Annotated in this window: 15 protein-coding genes; 1 reads left to right on the top strand and 14 read right to left on the bottom strand. The window is 71.6% G+C overall.

Annotated features, from left to right (window positions below):
• The first annotated feature begins 58 nt into the window (after nucleotides 1-58).
• Nucleotides 59-418, top strand: a complete 360-nt coding sequence (locus tag VF632_RS26275) for a hypothetical protein (protein WP_331025921.1) — start codon at nucleotides 59-61, stop codon at nucleotides 416-418.
• 159 nt (nucleotides 419-577) lie between these two features.
• Here VF632_RS26275 and VF632_RS26270 read toward each other — a convergent pair whose 3' ends face one another.
• The 14 genes from VF632_RS26270 to VF632_RS26205 form a co-directional block, all read right to left on the bottom strand.
• Complete coding sequence (locus VF632_RS26270) at nucleotides 578-901, bottom strand: cell division protein ZapA (protein WP_331025920.1); 324 nt, start codon at nucleotides 899-901, stop codon at nucleotides 578-580.
• Complete coding sequence (locus VF632_RS26265) at nucleotides 898-1,212, bottom strand: hypothetical protein (RefSeq protein ID WP_331025919.1); 315 nt, start codon at nucleotides 1,210-1,212, stop codon at nucleotides 898-900. The genes VF632_RS26270 and VF632_RS26265 overlap by 4 nt, the downstream gene beginning before the upstream one ends.
• 7 nt (nucleotides 1,213-1,219) lie before the next feature.
• Nucleotides 1,220-3,577 (bottom strand): phenylalanine--tRNA ligase subunit beta, encoded by a 2,358-nt coding sequence (gene pheT / locus VF632_RS26260; protein ID WP_331025918.1) that lies wholly within the window; start codon nucleotides 3,575-3,577, stop codon nucleotides 1,220-1,222.
• Nucleotides 3,578-3,589: 12 nt separating this feature from the next.
• On the bottom strand, nucleotides 3,590-4,630 hold the full coding sequence (gene pheS / locus VF632_RS26255; protein ID WP_331025917.1) for a phenylalanine--tRNA ligase subunit alpha: 1,041 nt from the start codon (nucleotides 4,628-4,630) through the stop codon (nucleotides 3,590-3,592).
• A gap of 158 nt (nucleotides 4,631-4,788) precedes the next feature.
• Nucleotides 4,789-5,148, bottom strand: coding sequence for a 50S ribosomal protein L20 (gene rplT / locus VF632_RS26250; RefSeq protein ID WP_331025916.1), 360 nt, complete (start codon nucleotides 5,146-5,148; stop codon nucleotides 4,789-4,791).
• Between the two features lie 53 nt (nucleotides 5,149-5,201).
• Nucleotides 5,202-5,396 (bottom strand): 50S ribosomal protein L35, encoded by a 195-nt coding sequence (rpmI, locus tag VF632_RS26245; protein WP_331025915.1) that lies wholly within the window; start codon nucleotides 5,394-5,396, stop codon nucleotides 5,202-5,204.
• A gap of 38 nt (nucleotides 5,397-5,434) precedes the next feature.
• Nucleotides 5,435-6,028, bottom strand: coding sequence for a translation initiation factor IF-3 (infC, locus tag VF632_RS26240; RefSeq protein WP_331025914.1), 594 nt, complete (start codon nucleotides 6,026-6,028; stop codon nucleotides 5,435-5,437).
• A gap of 878 nt (nucleotides 6,029-6,906) precedes the next feature.
• The gene (locus tag VF632_RS26235) at nucleotides 6,907-7,596 is read right to left on the bottom strand and encodes a tetratricopeptide repeat protein (protein WP_331025913.1); all 690 of its coding nucleotides are present in this window, start codon (nucleotides 7,594-7,596) and stop codon (nucleotides 6,907-6,909) included.
• Nucleotides 7,593-8,663 (bottom strand): vWA domain-containing protein, encoded by a 1,071-nt coding sequence (locus tag VF632_RS26230; RefSeq protein WP_331025912.1) that lies wholly within the window; start codon nucleotides 8,661-8,663, stop codon nucleotides 7,593-7,595. The genes VF632_RS26235 and VF632_RS26230 overlap by 4 nt, the downstream gene beginning before the upstream one ends.
• On the bottom strand, nucleotides 8,624-9,610 hold the full coding sequence (locus VF632_RS26225; RefSeq protein WP_331025911.1) for a VWA domain-containing protein: 987 nt from the start codon (nucleotides 9,608-9,610) through the stop codon (nucleotides 8,624-8,626). Before VF632_RS26225 ends, VF632_RS26230 begins: the two co-directional genes overlap by 40 nt.
• Entirely contained in the window at nucleotides 9,607-10,503 is an 897-nt protein-coding gene (locus VF632_RS26220) for a DUF4381 family protein (protein ID WP_331025910.1), read from the bottom strand. The genes VF632_RS26225 and VF632_RS26220 overlap by 4 nt, the downstream gene beginning before the upstream one ends.
• Nucleotides 10,500-11,459, bottom strand: coding sequence for a DUF58 domain-containing protein (locus VF632_RS26215; RefSeq protein WP_331025909.1), 960 nt, complete (start codon nucleotides 11,457-11,459; stop codon nucleotides 10,500-10,502). Before VF632_RS26215 ends, VF632_RS26220 begins: the two co-directional genes overlap by 4 nt.
• A gap of 5 nt (nucleotides 11,460-11,464) precedes the next feature.
• Nucleotides 11,465-12,454, bottom strand: a complete 990-nt coding sequence (locus VF632_RS26210) for a MoxR family ATPase (protein ID WP_331025908.1) — start codon at nucleotides 12,452-12,454, stop codon at nucleotides 11,465-11,467.
• Nucleotides 12,455-13,125: 671 nt separating this feature from the next.
• Complete coding sequence (locus VF632_RS26205; RefSeq protein WP_331025907.1) at nucleotides 13,126-14,658, bottom strand: HEAT repeat domain-containing protein; 1,533 nt, start codon at nucleotides 14,656-14,658, stop codon at nucleotides 13,126-13,128.
• Between the last annotated feature and the right edge of the window lie 61 nt (nucleotides 14,659-14,719).

The following is a 14,719-nucleotide window of genomic DNA, read 5'->3' as shown; positions in this document are numbered from 1 at the left end:
TTGGCGGGTTCGATCGTTGTCGCAGCAGACCACCGACGCGGACGAAAGGACACCTGCCATGCTTCGGATTGCGATCGTATTGCTCCTGGGCGCCGCCCTGTCGGGTTGCGTCTGCGGGTGCCCGCTGACGCCCAACATGAACCGCACGGAAGAGGGCTTCTCCGCCACTGCGGGGCGCAGCGCACTCGTCCTGCGAAACGAATCGCCGCACCCCGTTCACTACGTGGCCATCGAGGAAGAGACGAGCCATCGCGTAGACCTGAACCCCACCGCCACCGAGTGGCCGGCGGTGCAGCCGGGCAGCGAGGTGAGCATCCCCTATTCCGAAATCGACGGATACCACCCCCGCGCGAGCCAGATCGTCGTGCACTGGTGGACGCAGGGGAAGTGGGGACACCTGCGGGTGGCGCTTCGTTGATCGCACTTCGGGCCCGGCCCGCAGTCGGACTCCGGCCTCGCTGATTCCACGCGGAGCCGCGAAGGAAAAGAGAAGAGCCGCGGAGGGTACCGATCCCCCTCCGCGGCTCATCTGTTTCTCCGCGCCTCCGCGTGATCCCTCGTCCGACTTGCGGCGTGATCAGTCCCGCGGCTCGCCCGTGCCGCTGACGGCCTCCTCCAGCAGCTCCGCGACCTCTCCGGTCCCCCGCTCGATCAGCTCGCGCAGCCGGGCGATCTCTTCCCGGGCCTTGAACAACTCGTCGGTGATGGAAAGCGCCGCCAGCGTCGCCGCGCGGAACGGCTCCAGCGTGGGATAGGACGGCAGCGCCCGGATCATCTGGTCCAGGTGCTCCGCTACGGCGCGGGTGTACTCCGGCGGCACGTCGGAGCGCAGGACGTGCTTTTCGCCCGCGATCTCCACCGTAACGGTGTGGCGCGACGGCTGTGGCTTGCGGGGGCTCACTTGCGGTTCTCCAAAATGGCCAGACGCGCCAGCAGCCCCGTGATGCGCTGCCGCGCCTCGGCGGCGCGGCTGGTGAGCACCGCGTTCTCGGCCCGCAGCCGGCGCAGCTCGTCGCCGGACTCGATGGACGGCAGCGAACCCATAGAGGTCAGGTCCTGCAGCTCGCCTCGCAGCCGCTGTACCTCCTGCTCGGCCTCCTGCGCGCGCCGCCGCCACTCGTCCAACGCGATGGCGGCGGCGCGGGCTGCGCGCTCCAGCCGGTCCCAGCCCGCCACCTCGGCGGGGGCGGCCGGCCCGGCGGACGTCATCACGGGGTGATCAGCGTCGACGGACGCCATGCCGCTCCTCGAGCGCCGCCAGCACGCGGCTCACGGCGGAATCCACCTCCGCGTCCGTCAGCGTGCGGTCCGCCGCGCGGAACCGCAGGCGGAACGCCACGCTGCGCGTCCCCTCCGCGATTCCCTTCCCCTCGTACAGGTCGAACGGAAAGACGTCCTCCAGCAGCTCGCCGGCCGACTCGTGGATGGTCCGGCCCACCTCGCCCGCCGCGAGCGCCGTGGGGACGAGAAGCGCCAGATCGCGCTCCGAGCCGGGATGCACGGGGAGCGGGCGGTACTGGATGCTCCCGCGCTCCACGGGCACAGCCGGCAGCCGCACCTCCAGCACGAACGTGGGGCCGGCCCAGGCGGGCGCATCCACCTCGCCCTCCTCCGCCTGCCGCGCCGTGCCGATCTCGTCACCCCCGGTGAACAGCGTGAGACGTCCGTCGACCGCATCCACGCGACCATCCGGGTACTCGCCCGCTAGCTCTTCCAGCAGCCCCTTCACGTCCCACAGGTCCCACTCCGGCGCGGCGCCGCTCCAGTGCGGCGGACGGCTGGCCCCGGTGAAGGCGGCGGCCACGCGCCGCTCCTCCCCCGCCCCGCCACCGATGGGCGCGTGGAAAGCAGCGCCGATCTCGAACAGCCGCACGTCCCGCACACCGTGCGCAAGGTTGTGCTCCACCCGGCGCAGCAGCCCGGGCACCAGCGCCGCGCGCAGGAACGACTCCTCTGCCGAAAGCGAGTTCAATACGGCGACGGTCCCGGCGGACTCGGGCGCGAACGGCACCGTGCGCGCCTCCAGGAAGCCCCAGCGGACGAACAGCGAACGGATGCGCGCCTCCACCGCCACGCTGGGGTCCTCCGGCACCACGCTGGGTCGGTGCGGCGCGATCTCCTCCGGGAAGCTGCCGTATCCGCGACGGCGAGCCAGCTCCTCGATCAGGTCGATCTCCTCCACCACGTCGGGGCGAAAGCCGGGCACCAGCACGCGCATGGGCCGGGGGCGCACGTTCACCTCGAACCCGATGGGCTCCAGCAGGTCGCGCACCTCGTCGGGCGCCAGCTCTACGCCCAGCACCTGGCGCACGCGCTCCTCGCGCAGCCCGATGGCGCGCCGCTCGTAGCGATGCGGCACCAGGTCCACCGCGCCCACGGCCTCGCCCCCGGCTACGGTCAGCACCAGCTCCACCACGCGGCGGAGCGCGGCCGGCTGCCCCTCGGGGTCCACCCCACGCTCGAAGCGGTACGAGGCGTCGGTCGAAAGCCCCTGGCGCCGCGCCGCACGGCGGACGCGCTGGGGATCGAACAGGGCGACCTCGATGAACAGGTCGGTCGTTCCCTCGCCTACCTCGCTGTCCCTGCCGCCCATCACCCCGGCCAGGGCCACGGCGCCCTCGCCGTCGGCGATCACCACGTCCTGGGAGTCCAGCGTGCGCTCCACGCCGTCCAGCGTCGTCAGCGTCTCCCCCGCGCGGGCCGGGCGGACCTCCACGCGGCCGCCGCGCAGCAGGTTCACGTCGAAGGCGTGTACGGGCTGCCCCAGCTCGTGCAGCACGTAGTTGGTGGCATCGACCACGTTGTTGATGGGCCGCTGCCCGATGGCGCGCAGGCGGGTGGCCAGCCACTCGGGAGACGGCCCCACGCGCACGCCCCGGACGATGGCGCCCATGTACCGCGTGCACCCCTCGTCGTCCTCGATCGCCACGTCCAGCCCAAGGTCGTCGCACGCGCGGCGGCCGGCGTGGACGGCGAAGGAGCTCCCGCGGCGCTCCGGGAAAGCGGGAAGCTCCACGCCGTCCTCACCCGTGGGCGCCAGCTCGCGCGCCACGCCCAGGTGCGAAAGCAACTCGCCCCGGTTGGGCGTCACGTCCACCACCAGGAGGTGATCGTCGAGTTCCAGGGCGTCGCGAAAGCCGGTCCCCGGGGCGAACTCGTCGTGCAGCGTCATCAGCCCCGCGTGGTCGCGGCCCAGCCCCAGCTCGCGCGCGGAACAGAGCATTCCCTCGGACGCCTCGCCCCGCAGCTTGGCCTTCTTGATCTGCAGCCCGCCCGGCAGCGTGGCGCCGATGGGCGCAAACGGATACAGCCCGCCCGCCTCCACGTTGGGCGCGCCGCACACCACCTGCAGCCGCTCGGAGCCGCCCGCGTTGACGGTGCACAGGCGCAGGCGGTCGGCGTTGGGGTGCTGGCGAACCTCTTCGACGCGCGCGATCACCACGTCGCCGATGTCCGCACCCAGGTATACGATCTCGTCCACGGGCGCGCCCAGCATGGCCAGGCGCTCGGCCACTTCCTGCGGCGTTCCCTGAAGCCCCGGGGCGATGGACCGGAGCCAGCGATAGGAGATGTTCATGACCGTCGTCCGTTACGTGAACTGCCCAAGGAACCGCACGTCGCTTTCGTACAGCAGCCGGATGTCGGGCACGCCGTAGCGCTGCATGGCGATGCGCCCAGGCCCCATGCCGAATGCGTAGCCGGTGTAGCGCTCCGGATCGTAGCCCGCGGCGGCGAACACGTTGGGGTGCACCATGCCGGCCCCCATGATCTCCATCCACCCCGTGCCCTTGCAGGCGCTGCAGCCGGAGCCGCCGCACAGCTGGCATGACACGTCCACCTCGGCCGAGGGCTCGGTAAAGGGGAAGAACGACGGGCGGAATCGCGTCTTGGCATCCGCCCCGAAGAAGCGGCGGACGAAGGTGGAGATGGTGGCCTTGAAGTCGGCGAAGGTGATCCCCTCGTCCACGGCCAGCCCCTCGATCTGCTCGAACGCCGGCGCGTGGCTGGCGTCGAACGGGTCGCGGCGGTACACGGTGCCGGGCACGACCACGCGGACCGGCGGCGCGAACTGCTCCATCACCCGCGCCTGCATGGGCGAGGTGTGGGTGCGCAGCAGCACCTCGTCCGTCAGGTAGAAGGTGTCGTGCATGTCGGTCGCCGGGTGGTTCGGCGGGAAGTTCAACTTGGTGAAGTTGTACTCCTGCGTTTCCAGCTCCGGCCCGGCGATGCGGTTGAAGCCCAGGTCGCGGAAGATCTCGCAGATCTCGTCGATCACCAGCGTCACCGGGTGCACCCCGCCCTTCCAGCGCGCGCGGCCGGGGAGCGACAGATCGATCCCGGGGCCCGCGTCGGCCGCGGCGGCGAACGAGGCGGGGCGCTCGTCCAGCATGGCAGACAGCGCCTCCTTGACCCGGTTGGCCTCGGCGCCCACGACGGGGCGCTCCTCGGCCGAAAGCTCGCCCAGGCGGCGGAGGATGCCCGTGAGCCGGCCCTTGCGGCCCAGGTACTCCGTGCGCAGCGCCTCCAGCGGCTCGGCCCCGCCGGCGGCGCCCACGGCCTCGGCGCCCTGGGCCTCCAGCGCGCGAAGCTGCGCGATCAGTTCGTCGGTCACCGTCGTCGTCGTCGACATGTCCCCCGTTACTCCCGTGTGCCCGCGGGCCCGGCGCCCGCACGTGGCTCTCATCCCGAAACTTACCCCGGAGCGGCCGTTTGGCTACCCCAGCCCAACGAAAAGCGGCGCCGGAGAGGGTGTCTCCGGCGCCGCTGGTCCCGTCCGAGCGTGCTGCGTCAGGCAGCCAGGCTCGTCTTGGCGGCGTTGGCGATCTGCGTAAACGCGTTGGGATCGCGCACGGCGATGTCGGCCAGCACCTTGCGGTCGATCTCGATGCCGGCCTTGTTCAGGCCGTCCATCAGGCGCGAGTACGAGATCTCGTTCTGGCGGGCAGCCGCGTTGATGCGGATGATCCACAGGCGGCGGAACTCGCGCTTGCGGTTCTTGCGGTCGCGGTAGGCGTACTTGCGCGCGCGCTCGACGGCCTCCTTGGCCGTCTTGTACAGGTTCTTGCGGCGGCCGAAGTAGCCCTTGGCTGCTTCCAGGATCTGGTTCTTGCGGCGCAGGCGCGCCACGTTGGTCTTTACGCGAGGCATGTCCTCATCCTTCCCGGGTTACGAAAAAGTCGTGTAAGCGGATGCGGGCAGGCTCAGGACGCGAGCAGGCGCTTTACGCGCTTCTCGTCGGCCTTGGCCAGCATGGTGGTGCCCCGCAGGTTGCGCTTCCGCTTGGGCGACTTCTTGGTCAGGATGTGGCTGTGAAACGCGCTGCCACGCTTTACGCGGCCCTTGGCCGTTACCTTGAAGCGCTTGGCGGCGCCCCGGTGGCTCTTCATCTTCGGCATCGAACTTCCTTTTCAGGTCCGCCCGAAGGCGGGAAGTATTAGCTGGTCTGCTGCGCCGGCTGCGGAGCCGGCGGAGCGGCCGGGGCCGCCTGCTGCGCGGGTGCCGCCGCCGAAGCGGGGGCGGGCGCGGCCTGCGGCGGCTTGGCGGTGGGGGCCAGCACCATCACCATGCTGCGTCCCTCGAGCATGGGGTGCGACTCCACCTTCGAAAGGTCCTGCAACTGCTGGAACACGCGGTCGAGCACCTGCCGCCCGTACTCGGGATGGGCCATCTGCCGCCCGCGGAACATCATGGTGAGCTTCACCTTGTGTCCCTCGTCCAGGAACTTCCGGGCGTGGCGCACCTTGAAGTCGAAGTCGTGGTCCTCGATCCCGGGGCGCATCTTGACTTCCTTGATCTGCACGTGGTGCTGCTTCTTGCGCGCCTCGCGCGCCTGACGCTGCTCCTCGTACTTGAACTTGCCGTAGTCCATGATGCGACAGACCGGCGGCCGGGCCATGGGCGCGACTTCCACCAGGTCCAGCCCCTGATCTTCCGCGATCTCCAGCGCCCGTTCGATCGACAGAATCCCCAGCTGCTCACCTTCGGGGCTGATCACCCGGACGGGGCTGATGCGGATCTGCCGGTTCACACGCGTCTTCTCGTTGATACGCCGCTCTCCGGTATCGAGGACAAACAAAAAGGACGGATCTGAAACCTTCAGATCCGTCCACGCGCCAGCGAAGCCGTCCTCCCCGTGGGGGGAGGCGGCCGTCGCTCCGCGTTTTGCGGACCTGGCAGCATCGTGCGCCCGTGGCGCCCGAGCCGAAAGGTGGGGAACCCGCCGGTTCCCACTTTCCTGCAATTCGATCGGGAAATCTAGCCCCGGGGGTGGGGAGCTGTCAACCGGGGGCTCGGCTACGGGGCTTTGGCCATGTGGATGTGTGGGCCTCGGGCCGCGCTGGGGCGAATGAATTCGCGGCAACAAGGGCCCGAAGTCCGCCTGCGCGGACTGCACGGGTCAGTCCAGCGCGCCACCCCCGCCGAAGCGCGATCGAATTCTCCCCTCTCCCGCTTGCGGGAGAGGGGCCGGGGGAGAGGGCGGTCGCGGCATGCGCCAGCCCGTGTCGAAACGCCTCACAGCCCCATCAGGATCGTCGCGCTTACCCTGCCCTCGTCACGGGCGACTGAAGTCGCGGCTGGAAAATCACGAAGTCCGCCTGCGCGGACTGCACGGGTAAGTCCAGCGCGCCACCCCTGCCGAAGCGCGATCGAATTCTCCCCTCCCCCGCATGCGCAGCATGCGCAGCATGCGGGGGAGGGGCCGGGGAGGGGCCACCCGCGGCATGCACCGGCCCAAGTCGAAACGCCCCGACCTCTCTCCAGTACCAGCCCTCCCACCGAACCGACCTCAAGCACCAGACTAGCTCCCTTCCCCCGCGCAGTTTGCGGGGGAAGGGCTGGGGATGGGGGGCGCCCGCCCGCGCACCAAATCAAATCGAAACACCCCGATCCCTGGTTCCCCCCTGCCTACCAGTCCCTCACCCCGTGAAGCCGCTCCTGCTCCTTCTTCAGCTGCCGCCGCTGCACCCCCTGCTCGCGCTGCTCGGCGCCGGAAAGAATGCGCTCGGCCTGCTGGGGCGTCATGGGCCCCTCGTCGCCCGCAGACGGACTCGGCTGCGGCGTCGGCGCAGCGGGCGAGGGCTGCTCGCCTCCTCCCCCGCCCTGCGGCTGCGGATCGTCGTTCTCGTCGTCGTTCGCCCCGCCCCCGCTCTCCCGCGCCAACAGCCGCTGCGCCAGCTCCAGGTTCCACTTGGCGTCCACGTCATCGGGGTCCGCCAGCAGCGCGCGGCGGTAGGCGCCGACCGCTCGCGTCAGCCGGGGGACGCGCTCCTCGTCCGGCACCTGGCCGGCGGCGACCGGGCCCAAATCCGCGTTCCCGGCGTTGAAGGCCGCCCGGAAAGGGAGAGGCGGGCGCGGGTCGCGTGCACGGCTGGCGGCCTCCAGGTGCGGGCGGGCCTGGTCGTGGCGCCCCAGCCGCAGCAGCGCCGTACCCAGGTTGTAGCGGACGGCGGCAGACGAATCTCCCTCCGCCAGCGCGCGGGAGTACGCCGCAGCCGCGCGGCGGTAGTCGCCCGCGCGGTAGTGGCGGTTGCCCTCCGCCACGGCTCCCCCGCCGATCGCGAGCAGGACGAAGATCGTCAGCAGGCGCGGCGTCATTGGCGCCCCTCGGCGCGAGGCTGCGGACGGCGGTGCTCGGAGAGGGCGTCCGCGGCGATCAGGGCGAGCGCCAGCGCCAGGAACCACTCGTAGCGGTTGTCGGGATGCGAGTCTCCCCCGCCCGGACCGCGCTCGCCGGACGCGGCGGCGTTCGCCAGGGCCGCCACGGCCTGCGCGTTCGGCATCACCTGCGCCGTCCCTCCGGTCGTTCGGGCGATGGCGGAAAGCAGCGGCCGCTCCAGCCGCGAGACGGCGGTTTCGCGCGTCTCGGGATCGCGCTTGAAGCCGCGGCGGCGCCCGGTTTCGGGGTCTACGTTGGGGACGGGGCCTCCCGCCTCGGTGCCCAGGCCCACGGTGTGGATGGCCACGCGGCGGCGCACCGCGCGCTCCAGCGACAGGCCGACCATGCTCGAGGGCTCCAGCGCCTCGCCGTCGGTGATCAGCACGATGGATCCCGGGTTTTCCCCCGCGCCGGGGACGTCGAGCAGGTTGACCGCCTCCGCCAGCGCCGAGTAGAGCGACGAGCCGCTCTGGTGCACGATGTCGGGTCCCAGCGCGTCTAGATAGAGGTTGAGCGCGCTGAAGTCGTCGGTCAGCGGCGTCAGCACGTGGCCGCTGCCGGCGAAGGCCACCAGGCCCACGCGCGAGCCCTCCAGACGGCGGACGAGCGTCCGGGCGATCTCGCGCTGCCGCTCCAGCCGGTTGGGCCGCACGTCTTCCACCAGCATGGAGTTGGACGCATCCAGCACCAGCACCACGTCTCCACGCGGAACGCCGTCCACCCGCACCTCGCCCCAGCGCGGGCCAGCGGCGGCCAGGCCCAGGAACGCGGCGGCGGGGATCAGCAGCGCGACGCGGCGGCGCGGGAAGGCGCGCAGGTCCGTTCCCGCCAGCCGCCGCACCAGCGCGGGGTCTCCAAGCGCCTCGGCTACGTCGCGCCGCCTGCGCCACCAGAGCAGCAGCGCGGCGGCCACAAGCGCGGGGAAGAGCGGGATAAGGTGAAGCAGAAAGGGGTCGGCCCAGCGGATCACGGCACCCTCCCCCAGCGGGTGGCGCGAAAGAGCCATTCCAGGATCAGCAGCACCGCCCCGGCCAGCAGAAAGGGGAGGTACCAGTCGCGGTGCCGCACGTAGAGCCGCGTCTCCACCGGGGTGCGCTCCATGCGGTCGATCTCGCGGTAGATGCGGCCCAGCGCCTCCGTGTCTCTCGCCCGGAAGTAGCGGCCGCCCGTCGTCCGCGCGATGTCGCCCATGGTGCCCTCGTCGATGCGGGCCTGGCGCAGGACGTAGCGCACCCGCTCGCCTCCCTCCGCAGCCTGCCGCCGCCCCGCCGTGTCGGTGCCCACGCCGATGGTGTACACACGGATGCCCAGCGCCCTCGCGGCGCGGGCGGCGTCGATCGGGGCCACGGCGCCGCTGTTGTTCACGCCGTCGCTCATCAGCACCACCACCTTCGACTTCTCGGGCGCGCGCCGCAGCCGGTTGGCCGAGGCCGCCAGCGCATCGCCGATGGCCGTGCCCACCCCCAGCTCGGCGCCGCGGATGGCCGTCAGCGACTGCAGCAGCGCGGCGTGGTCGCGGGTCAGCGGCACGCGCGTCATGGCCTCGCTGCCGAACGCCACCAGGGCGATGCGGTCGTGCTCGCGGCTCTGGATGAAGCGCGAGATGATCTGCTTGGCGGCGCCCAGCCGGTTCCGGGGGCGCATGTCTTCCGCCAGCATCGACTCCGACGCGTCCACCGCCACCACGATGGCGATTCCCTCCGTCTCGTCCTGCACCACCGCGGCGCCTGTCCGCGGCCCGGCGAGCGCGATCACCAGCCAGGCAAAGGCGCCCGCGCGCATGGCGTCCGGCAGGATACCCAGGAACGAGCCTCGCCCTTCCGCGGCGTCGCCCAGCGTTCCGGCGCGGGCGAAGGTGAGCGCGGCGGGCTGCCGCCGGCGAATCCACCAGAGCCACGCTGGAACCAGCAGCAGGAGCAGCAGCGCCCACGGATTCGCGAGCTGCACCGTCATTCCTCGCCCTCCGTCGCGTGGCGGCCGAACGACTCCACCCACCGCCGCGCCGCGCCCCAGTCGTCCAGCGCACGGTCGGTGGACGGGGCGCGGCGGGCGAACTTGGCGAGGTCGGCGTCGGCGAGCACGTCCGCAAGCCGCTCCAGATCGGCCGGCCGCGAGCCGTTGCGCGACAGGCGGTCCATCAGCTCGCGGCTGGTGAGGTCTACCCCGAGCCTGGGATCGGTGGAGGCCATGAACTCGCGCAGCACGGCGCTCGTCTGCGCATAGAAGCCCTCCAGCTCACCGGCCTCGGCCAGTCCCGACGCGCGCACCCGGTCCAGCTCCGCCAAGGCGTGCTGTCGCGCATCCGCCGCCACACGCGTCCCGCCACGCTTGCGACGGATCCACATCCACCCCGCCAGCAGCGCCAGGGCGAACAGCGCGGCCAGGATCCATGCCCACGGCAGCGGCGTCCCCGGCACGTCCACCACGTCCCGCGGCCCGCGCGGGCGGGTGGAATCCGCCGGAAGCACCGCGCGGACAAAAGGCAGCGGGATGGCGATCGGCACGGTGCTCACGGTCCCGCTGCGCGCGGTGAGCCGTACCTCTCCGTTCGCGCTTCCTCCGGGGCCCGGGACCCACGCGACCATGGGGATGACGATGCGCGCGATCCCGGCCGAGTCCGTCCGCTGCGCCTCGCCGACGACTTGCCAGCGGCCGTCCGGCGCCGGCGGCAGGTCGACGCTCGCCTGTCCGCCCGCGAGAGGGACGAACACGGCGGCGCGGAAGCGGTCGCCAACGGTCACCGTGTCCGGATCGACGCCGACCTGTACGCCGGATGGCTGGGCGTGGATGGGGGTCGCGCAGGCGAGCGCCAGCGGCACCCAGGCGGCGGCGCGCAGAAAGCTCATCGCCGGAGGCGGCGCTCGCGGCGGCGGAAGAACGAGAGGACGGCGGTGGACACCGGCAGATCGGTGCGCAGTTCGATCGGCTCCACGCCCAGGCGGCGGAAGATCTTCGTCAACGCCGCCCGTTCGTTGCGCACATCCTCGGTGAATCGCTCCCGCACGGTGTCGCGTCCCGTATCCACCGAGACGAGTTCGCCGGTCTCCGGGTCCCTCATCCTCAGCACGCCGACGTCGGGAATGGTGCCATCCGCCGGGTCGCCCAGGACCACGGGCACCACGTCGTGGCGCGCGGCGGCGAGGGAGATGGCCGTCTCGAAGCGGGCGCGTGCCTCGGACAGCTGAAAGTCGCTGATCAGGAAGACGATGGAGCGCGAGCGCATCACCCGCACCGCGTGGCGCAGCGCGGCGGCCAGGTCCGTCCCCTGCCCCGCGGGGCGGAACACCAGCAGGTCGCGGATGATGCGGAGCACGTGACGGCGTCCCTTCCGTGGCGGAACGAATGCCTCCACCCGGTCGGTGAACACCATCAATCCCACGCGGTCGTTGTTGCGGATGGCCGACATCGCGAGCGTGGCGGCCACCTCGGCCACCATCTCGCTCTTGAACCGGCCGCGCGTGCCGAACCGCTGCGAGCCGGACAGGTCCACCGCCAGCAGCACCGTCAGCTCGCGCTCTTCCACGTACTTCTTGACGTACGTGGTTCCCGTGCGGGCGCTGACGTTCCAGTCGATGGTCCGTACGTCGTCGCCCGGCACGTATTCGCGCACTTCCACGAACTCGATCCCCTGCCCCTTGAACACCGAGTGATACTCGCCGCTGAACTGCGACGCCACGAGCCCGCGCGTCCGCAGGTCGATGCGCCGAACCTGGCGCATCACGTCCGCCAGTGCGGGCGGCCGCGCGTCGTCGGGGGACGGCGAGGGCGAGGGGGACCGGCGAAAGCGGGACAGCAGCGACATGAGCGTCAGGGGACGCGCACGGCCCGCAGCACGCGCCGGACGATGTCCTCGGAGGTGACTTCTTCGGCCTCCGCCTCGTACGTGGTGACGATGCGGTGGCGCAGCACGTCGGGCGCGATGGCCTTTACGTCCTCCGGCGTCACGAAGCCGCGGCCGCGCAGGTAAGCGTGGGCGCGCGAGCAGGCGGCCAGCGCGAGCGTGGCCCGGGGCGACGCGCCGTACTCGATGAGCGGCGCCAGCTCGCCCGCGCCGAAGCGCTTGGGCTCGCGGGTGGCGGCCACCAGGTCCAGGATGTAGTCGGCGATGCGCTCGTCCAGGTACAGCCCGCCGATCGCCTCGCGCGCCGCCAGCACGTCCGCCGGGGTGGCGACGGGCTCGACGGGGATCTCGGCGCCGGTGGACATCCGCCGCAGGATCTCCTTTTCCTCTTCGCGGGTGGGATAGCCCACGCGCACCTTGAGCATGAAGCGGTCTACCTGCGCCTCGGGAAGCGGGTAGGTGCCCACCTGCTCGATGGGGTTCTGCGTGGCGAGGACCAGGAACGGCGTGGGCAGCGGGTACGTTTCGCCACCGATAGTCACCTGCTTTTCCTGCATGGCCTCGAGCAGCGCGGCCTGCACCTTGGCGGGAGCGCGGTTCACCTCATCGGCCAGGACGATGTGGGCGAAGATGGGGCCGCGGTGCGGGACGAACTCGCCCGTGCGCTGGTTGTAGATGGTGGTGCCCACCACGTCGGCGGGCAGCAGGTCCGGCGTGAACTGGATGCGCGCGAACGTGGCGTCGAAGGTGTCGGCCAGGGTGCGCACGGCGAGCGTCTTGGCCAGGCCGGGCAGCCCCTCGAAGAGCACGTGGCCGCCGGTGAGCAGGCCGATCAGCAGCCGCTCGACCATGTAGTCCTGCCCCACCACGCGGCGGTGCATCTCGTGGATGATGCGGTCCAGGAACGCGGCCCGGGGAGGGGCGCCCGGCGGGGCGTACGGCGACGGCTGTTTCATGCGTGCTGGTTCGATTTCCGTGTTATCGCGCTGATCCGACCGACATCTCTCATCCCAGTTCGACAGGGTGCATCGCATGCCGCGGCGGGCCCCTCCCCCGGCCCCTCCCCCGGCAAACTGCGCCGGGAGAGGGGGGAACTTCGGTCGTGGTTCGACGGGCGGCGTCGCACGCCTTGGGAGCCCCCTCCCCCCGGCCCCCGTCCCCCGCTGCGCAGGGGAGGGGGAGACCTGAATCGCGCCTTGGCCGGCCTCGCGCACTCGACTGGCTCCCTTCCCCCGCGCTGTTTGCGGGGGAAGGGTTGGGGATGGGGGGCGCCGGCCCGTGCACCGAACTCTGCCCTGACGCTCCCGATCCCGAAGTGTACCCCCTCTCCCACGCTGTTTGTGGGAGAGGGTGGACGAGCATAAGCGAGGACGGGTGAGGGCCCCACGGCAGCCGAGGCTTCTGCATCCGTGACCGCTGCCGCGCCCTGACTCGTACGTGTCCGCGGCTGGATCCTTCGGCCCGCATGGTCTTGCGTGCGGGCCAGTCCGGCGCGCTTGGGCCTCAGGATGACACGGCCTCCGCGCCAGTCCGGGTCCACATCCACCGGCCCCACGATGACGAACCGCCGCGGCCTGGTGCAGGGCCGCGGCGGTTGTGCCAGAAAGAACAGTGCCGCGGCGCGGCGTCACTCCTTCGCGAGCGCCGTGAACACCGCCTCGCGCACCTGGTCGTTGCGGTCCTTCAGCAGCCGCTGCAGCACCGCGCGGGCCGGCTCGCCCCCCACGTCGGCCAGGGCGCGCACCGCCTCCACGCGAATCGCGGCCGGTGTGCGGTGAAAGAATCCGCCCGCCGAGGCGCGCTCCGCCAGCACCGGAACCGCACGCGCATCGCCCACGCGCCCCAGTGCACGGATCACCTCCACCTGCGTGTCCTGGTCCGTTTCCTGTGCCAGCCGCGCCAGCAGTGGCGTGACAGCCAACCCCAGCTTGGTCAGTCCCATCCCTAGCGCTGCCGCCGCGCGGAGGCTGGGCTCCTTGTCGTTCAGCCCCTTGGCCAGCAGCGGCACCGCCTCTTCACCGCCGATCTTGGACAGCGCCAGGATCGTCTCCCGGCGCACCCGCGCGTCGGAGTGCTCGATGGTGCGGCGGAAGTGGTCCACGGCGTCGGCGCTGCGAATCTCTCCCAGGATGCCCACCATGTTGCGGACCACGAACCAGCGCTCGTCGCCCACCATGTCTTCCAGCAGCGGCACGCCCACCTGGTCCAGCGCCACCAGCGCGTCGCGATAGGCCCGCCGCGCCGACACGTCCGTCGCGGCGACCAGCGAGCGCACCAGCGGCGACACCGTGTCGGCGCCGATGTGAAGCAGCGTGGAGCGCAGGCTCGCGCGCTCGTCCTCGCTGCGGGCTTTGCCCAGCCGCGTCACCAGTTCCTCGATCAGCGCGCGGTTGGCCACCCGGTGCATCGCCAGCATCACCATCCCGCGGGCGGCGGGGTTGCGGCCGCGCAGCTCCTCGGCATCGTGGCGCAGGTCCTGGATCAGCGCCACGCCGCGATCCATCATCTCCTTCGAGACGCAGTACTGCGCAACGAACTCCAGGCGGTTGAGCACCGCCAGCCGCTCGGACTCCGTCGCCGTTTCGCGCATCATCCGGCGCAGCTCGTCGGTGTTCTCGTGCTCCACGCGCACCGCGGAGTCGCGCACCTGCTCGTACATGTCGTGCGCGCTCCACAGCGCGATCCCCGGCTCCAGCCCCTCGACCTTGCTTCCGCCTCCCGCGGACGCGCTGACCACAACGGGCGGCGGCTGGATCCAGTGCCCGTCCAGGGCAACGCGCGCCGCCCCGGCGGCCGCCATCGCACCGGCCAGCCCGCCGGCCGCCTTGGCGATCCGCGGCGGAAGCGCGGCTGCGGACAGGAAGCGGCCCAGCGACTCGGCCCCCACGTCGTGGCGCAGGGCGATGGACGAAACGCCGTGCTCCGCCAGGCGGTGGACGAAGCGGTCCACGTGGCCCGACCGTGGGCCGTGCCCCCCGTTCACCGACACCCCGGCGGGCGAGAGGCGGATTTCCAGGTATTCGCCCGTGGAGAGCAGCGTGGTCGCCAGGCTCAGCAGGGCCTGGGTGAGCGTGGGATGCGTGAGCGGGTAGAACTCGCCCAGGGCAAAGGCCTTGGCGAGGTCCACGAGCTGTCGCGAGGGTGTGTTTGGCGGCGGCATGGGTGCTCGGCGCTCGGTGCGCTCTCGTCTCCGTAGCGGAAAGTCCCGGCGGCCCGCCCGG

Origin of the sequence: Longimicrobium sp. (genome assembly GCF_036388275.1) — a bacterium.
GTDB lineage: Bacteria > Gemmatimonadota > Gemmatimonadetes > Longimicrobiales > Longimicrobiaceae > Longimicrobium.
The sequence above is the reverse complement of the archived record's forward strand: the minus strand, read 5'-3'. Positions and strand labels throughout refer to the sequence as shown.

Coding starts and splice junctions, on each gene's coding strand:
- VF632_RS26275 (WP_331025921.1), top strand. CDS start 59: ATGCTTCGGATTGCGATCGTATTGCTCCTGGGCGCCGCCCTGTCGGGT.
- pheT (WP_331025918.1), bottom strand. CDS start 3,577: ATGAACATCTCCTATCGCTGGCTCCGGTCCATCGCCCCGGGGCTTCAG.
- pheS (WP_331025917.1), bottom strand. CDS start 4,630: ATGTCGACGACGACGACGGTGACCGACGAACTGATCGCGCAGCTTCGC.
- rplT (WP_331025916.1), bottom strand. CDS start 5,148: ATGCCTCGCGTAAAGACCAACGTGGCGCGCCTGCGCCGCAAGAACCAG.
- rpmI (WP_331025915.1), bottom strand. CDS start 5,396: ATGCCGAAGATGAAGAGCCACCGGGGCGCCGCCAAGCGCTTCAAGGTA.
- VF632_RS26235 (WP_331025913.1), bottom strand. CDS start 7,596: ATGACGCCGCGCCTGCTGACGATCTTCGTCCTGCTCGCGATCGGCGGG.
- VF632_RS26230 (WP_331025912.1), bottom strand. CDS start 8,663: ATGGCTCTTTCGCGCCACCCGCTGGGGGAGGGTGCCGTGATCCGCTGG.
- VF632_RS26225 (WP_331025911.1), bottom strand. CDS start 9,610: ATGACGGTGCAGCTCGCGAATCCGTGGGCGCTGCTGCTCCTGCTGCTG.
- VF632_RS26220 (WP_331025910.1), bottom strand. CDS start 10,503: ATGAGCTTTCTGCGCGCCGCCGCCTGGGTGCCGCTGGCGCTCGCCTGC.
- VF632_RS26215 (WP_331025909.1), bottom strand. CDS start 11,459: ATGTCGCTGCTGTCCCGCTTTCGCCGGTCCCCCTCGCCCTCGCCGTCC.
- VF632_RS26210 (WP_331025908.1), bottom strand. CDS start 12,454: ATGAAACAGCCGTCGCCGTACGCCCCGCCGGGCGCCCCTCCCCGGGCC.
- VF632_RS26205 (WP_331025907.1), bottom strand. CDS start 14,658: ATGCCGCCGCCAAACACACCCTCGCGACAGCTCGTGGACCTCGCCAAG.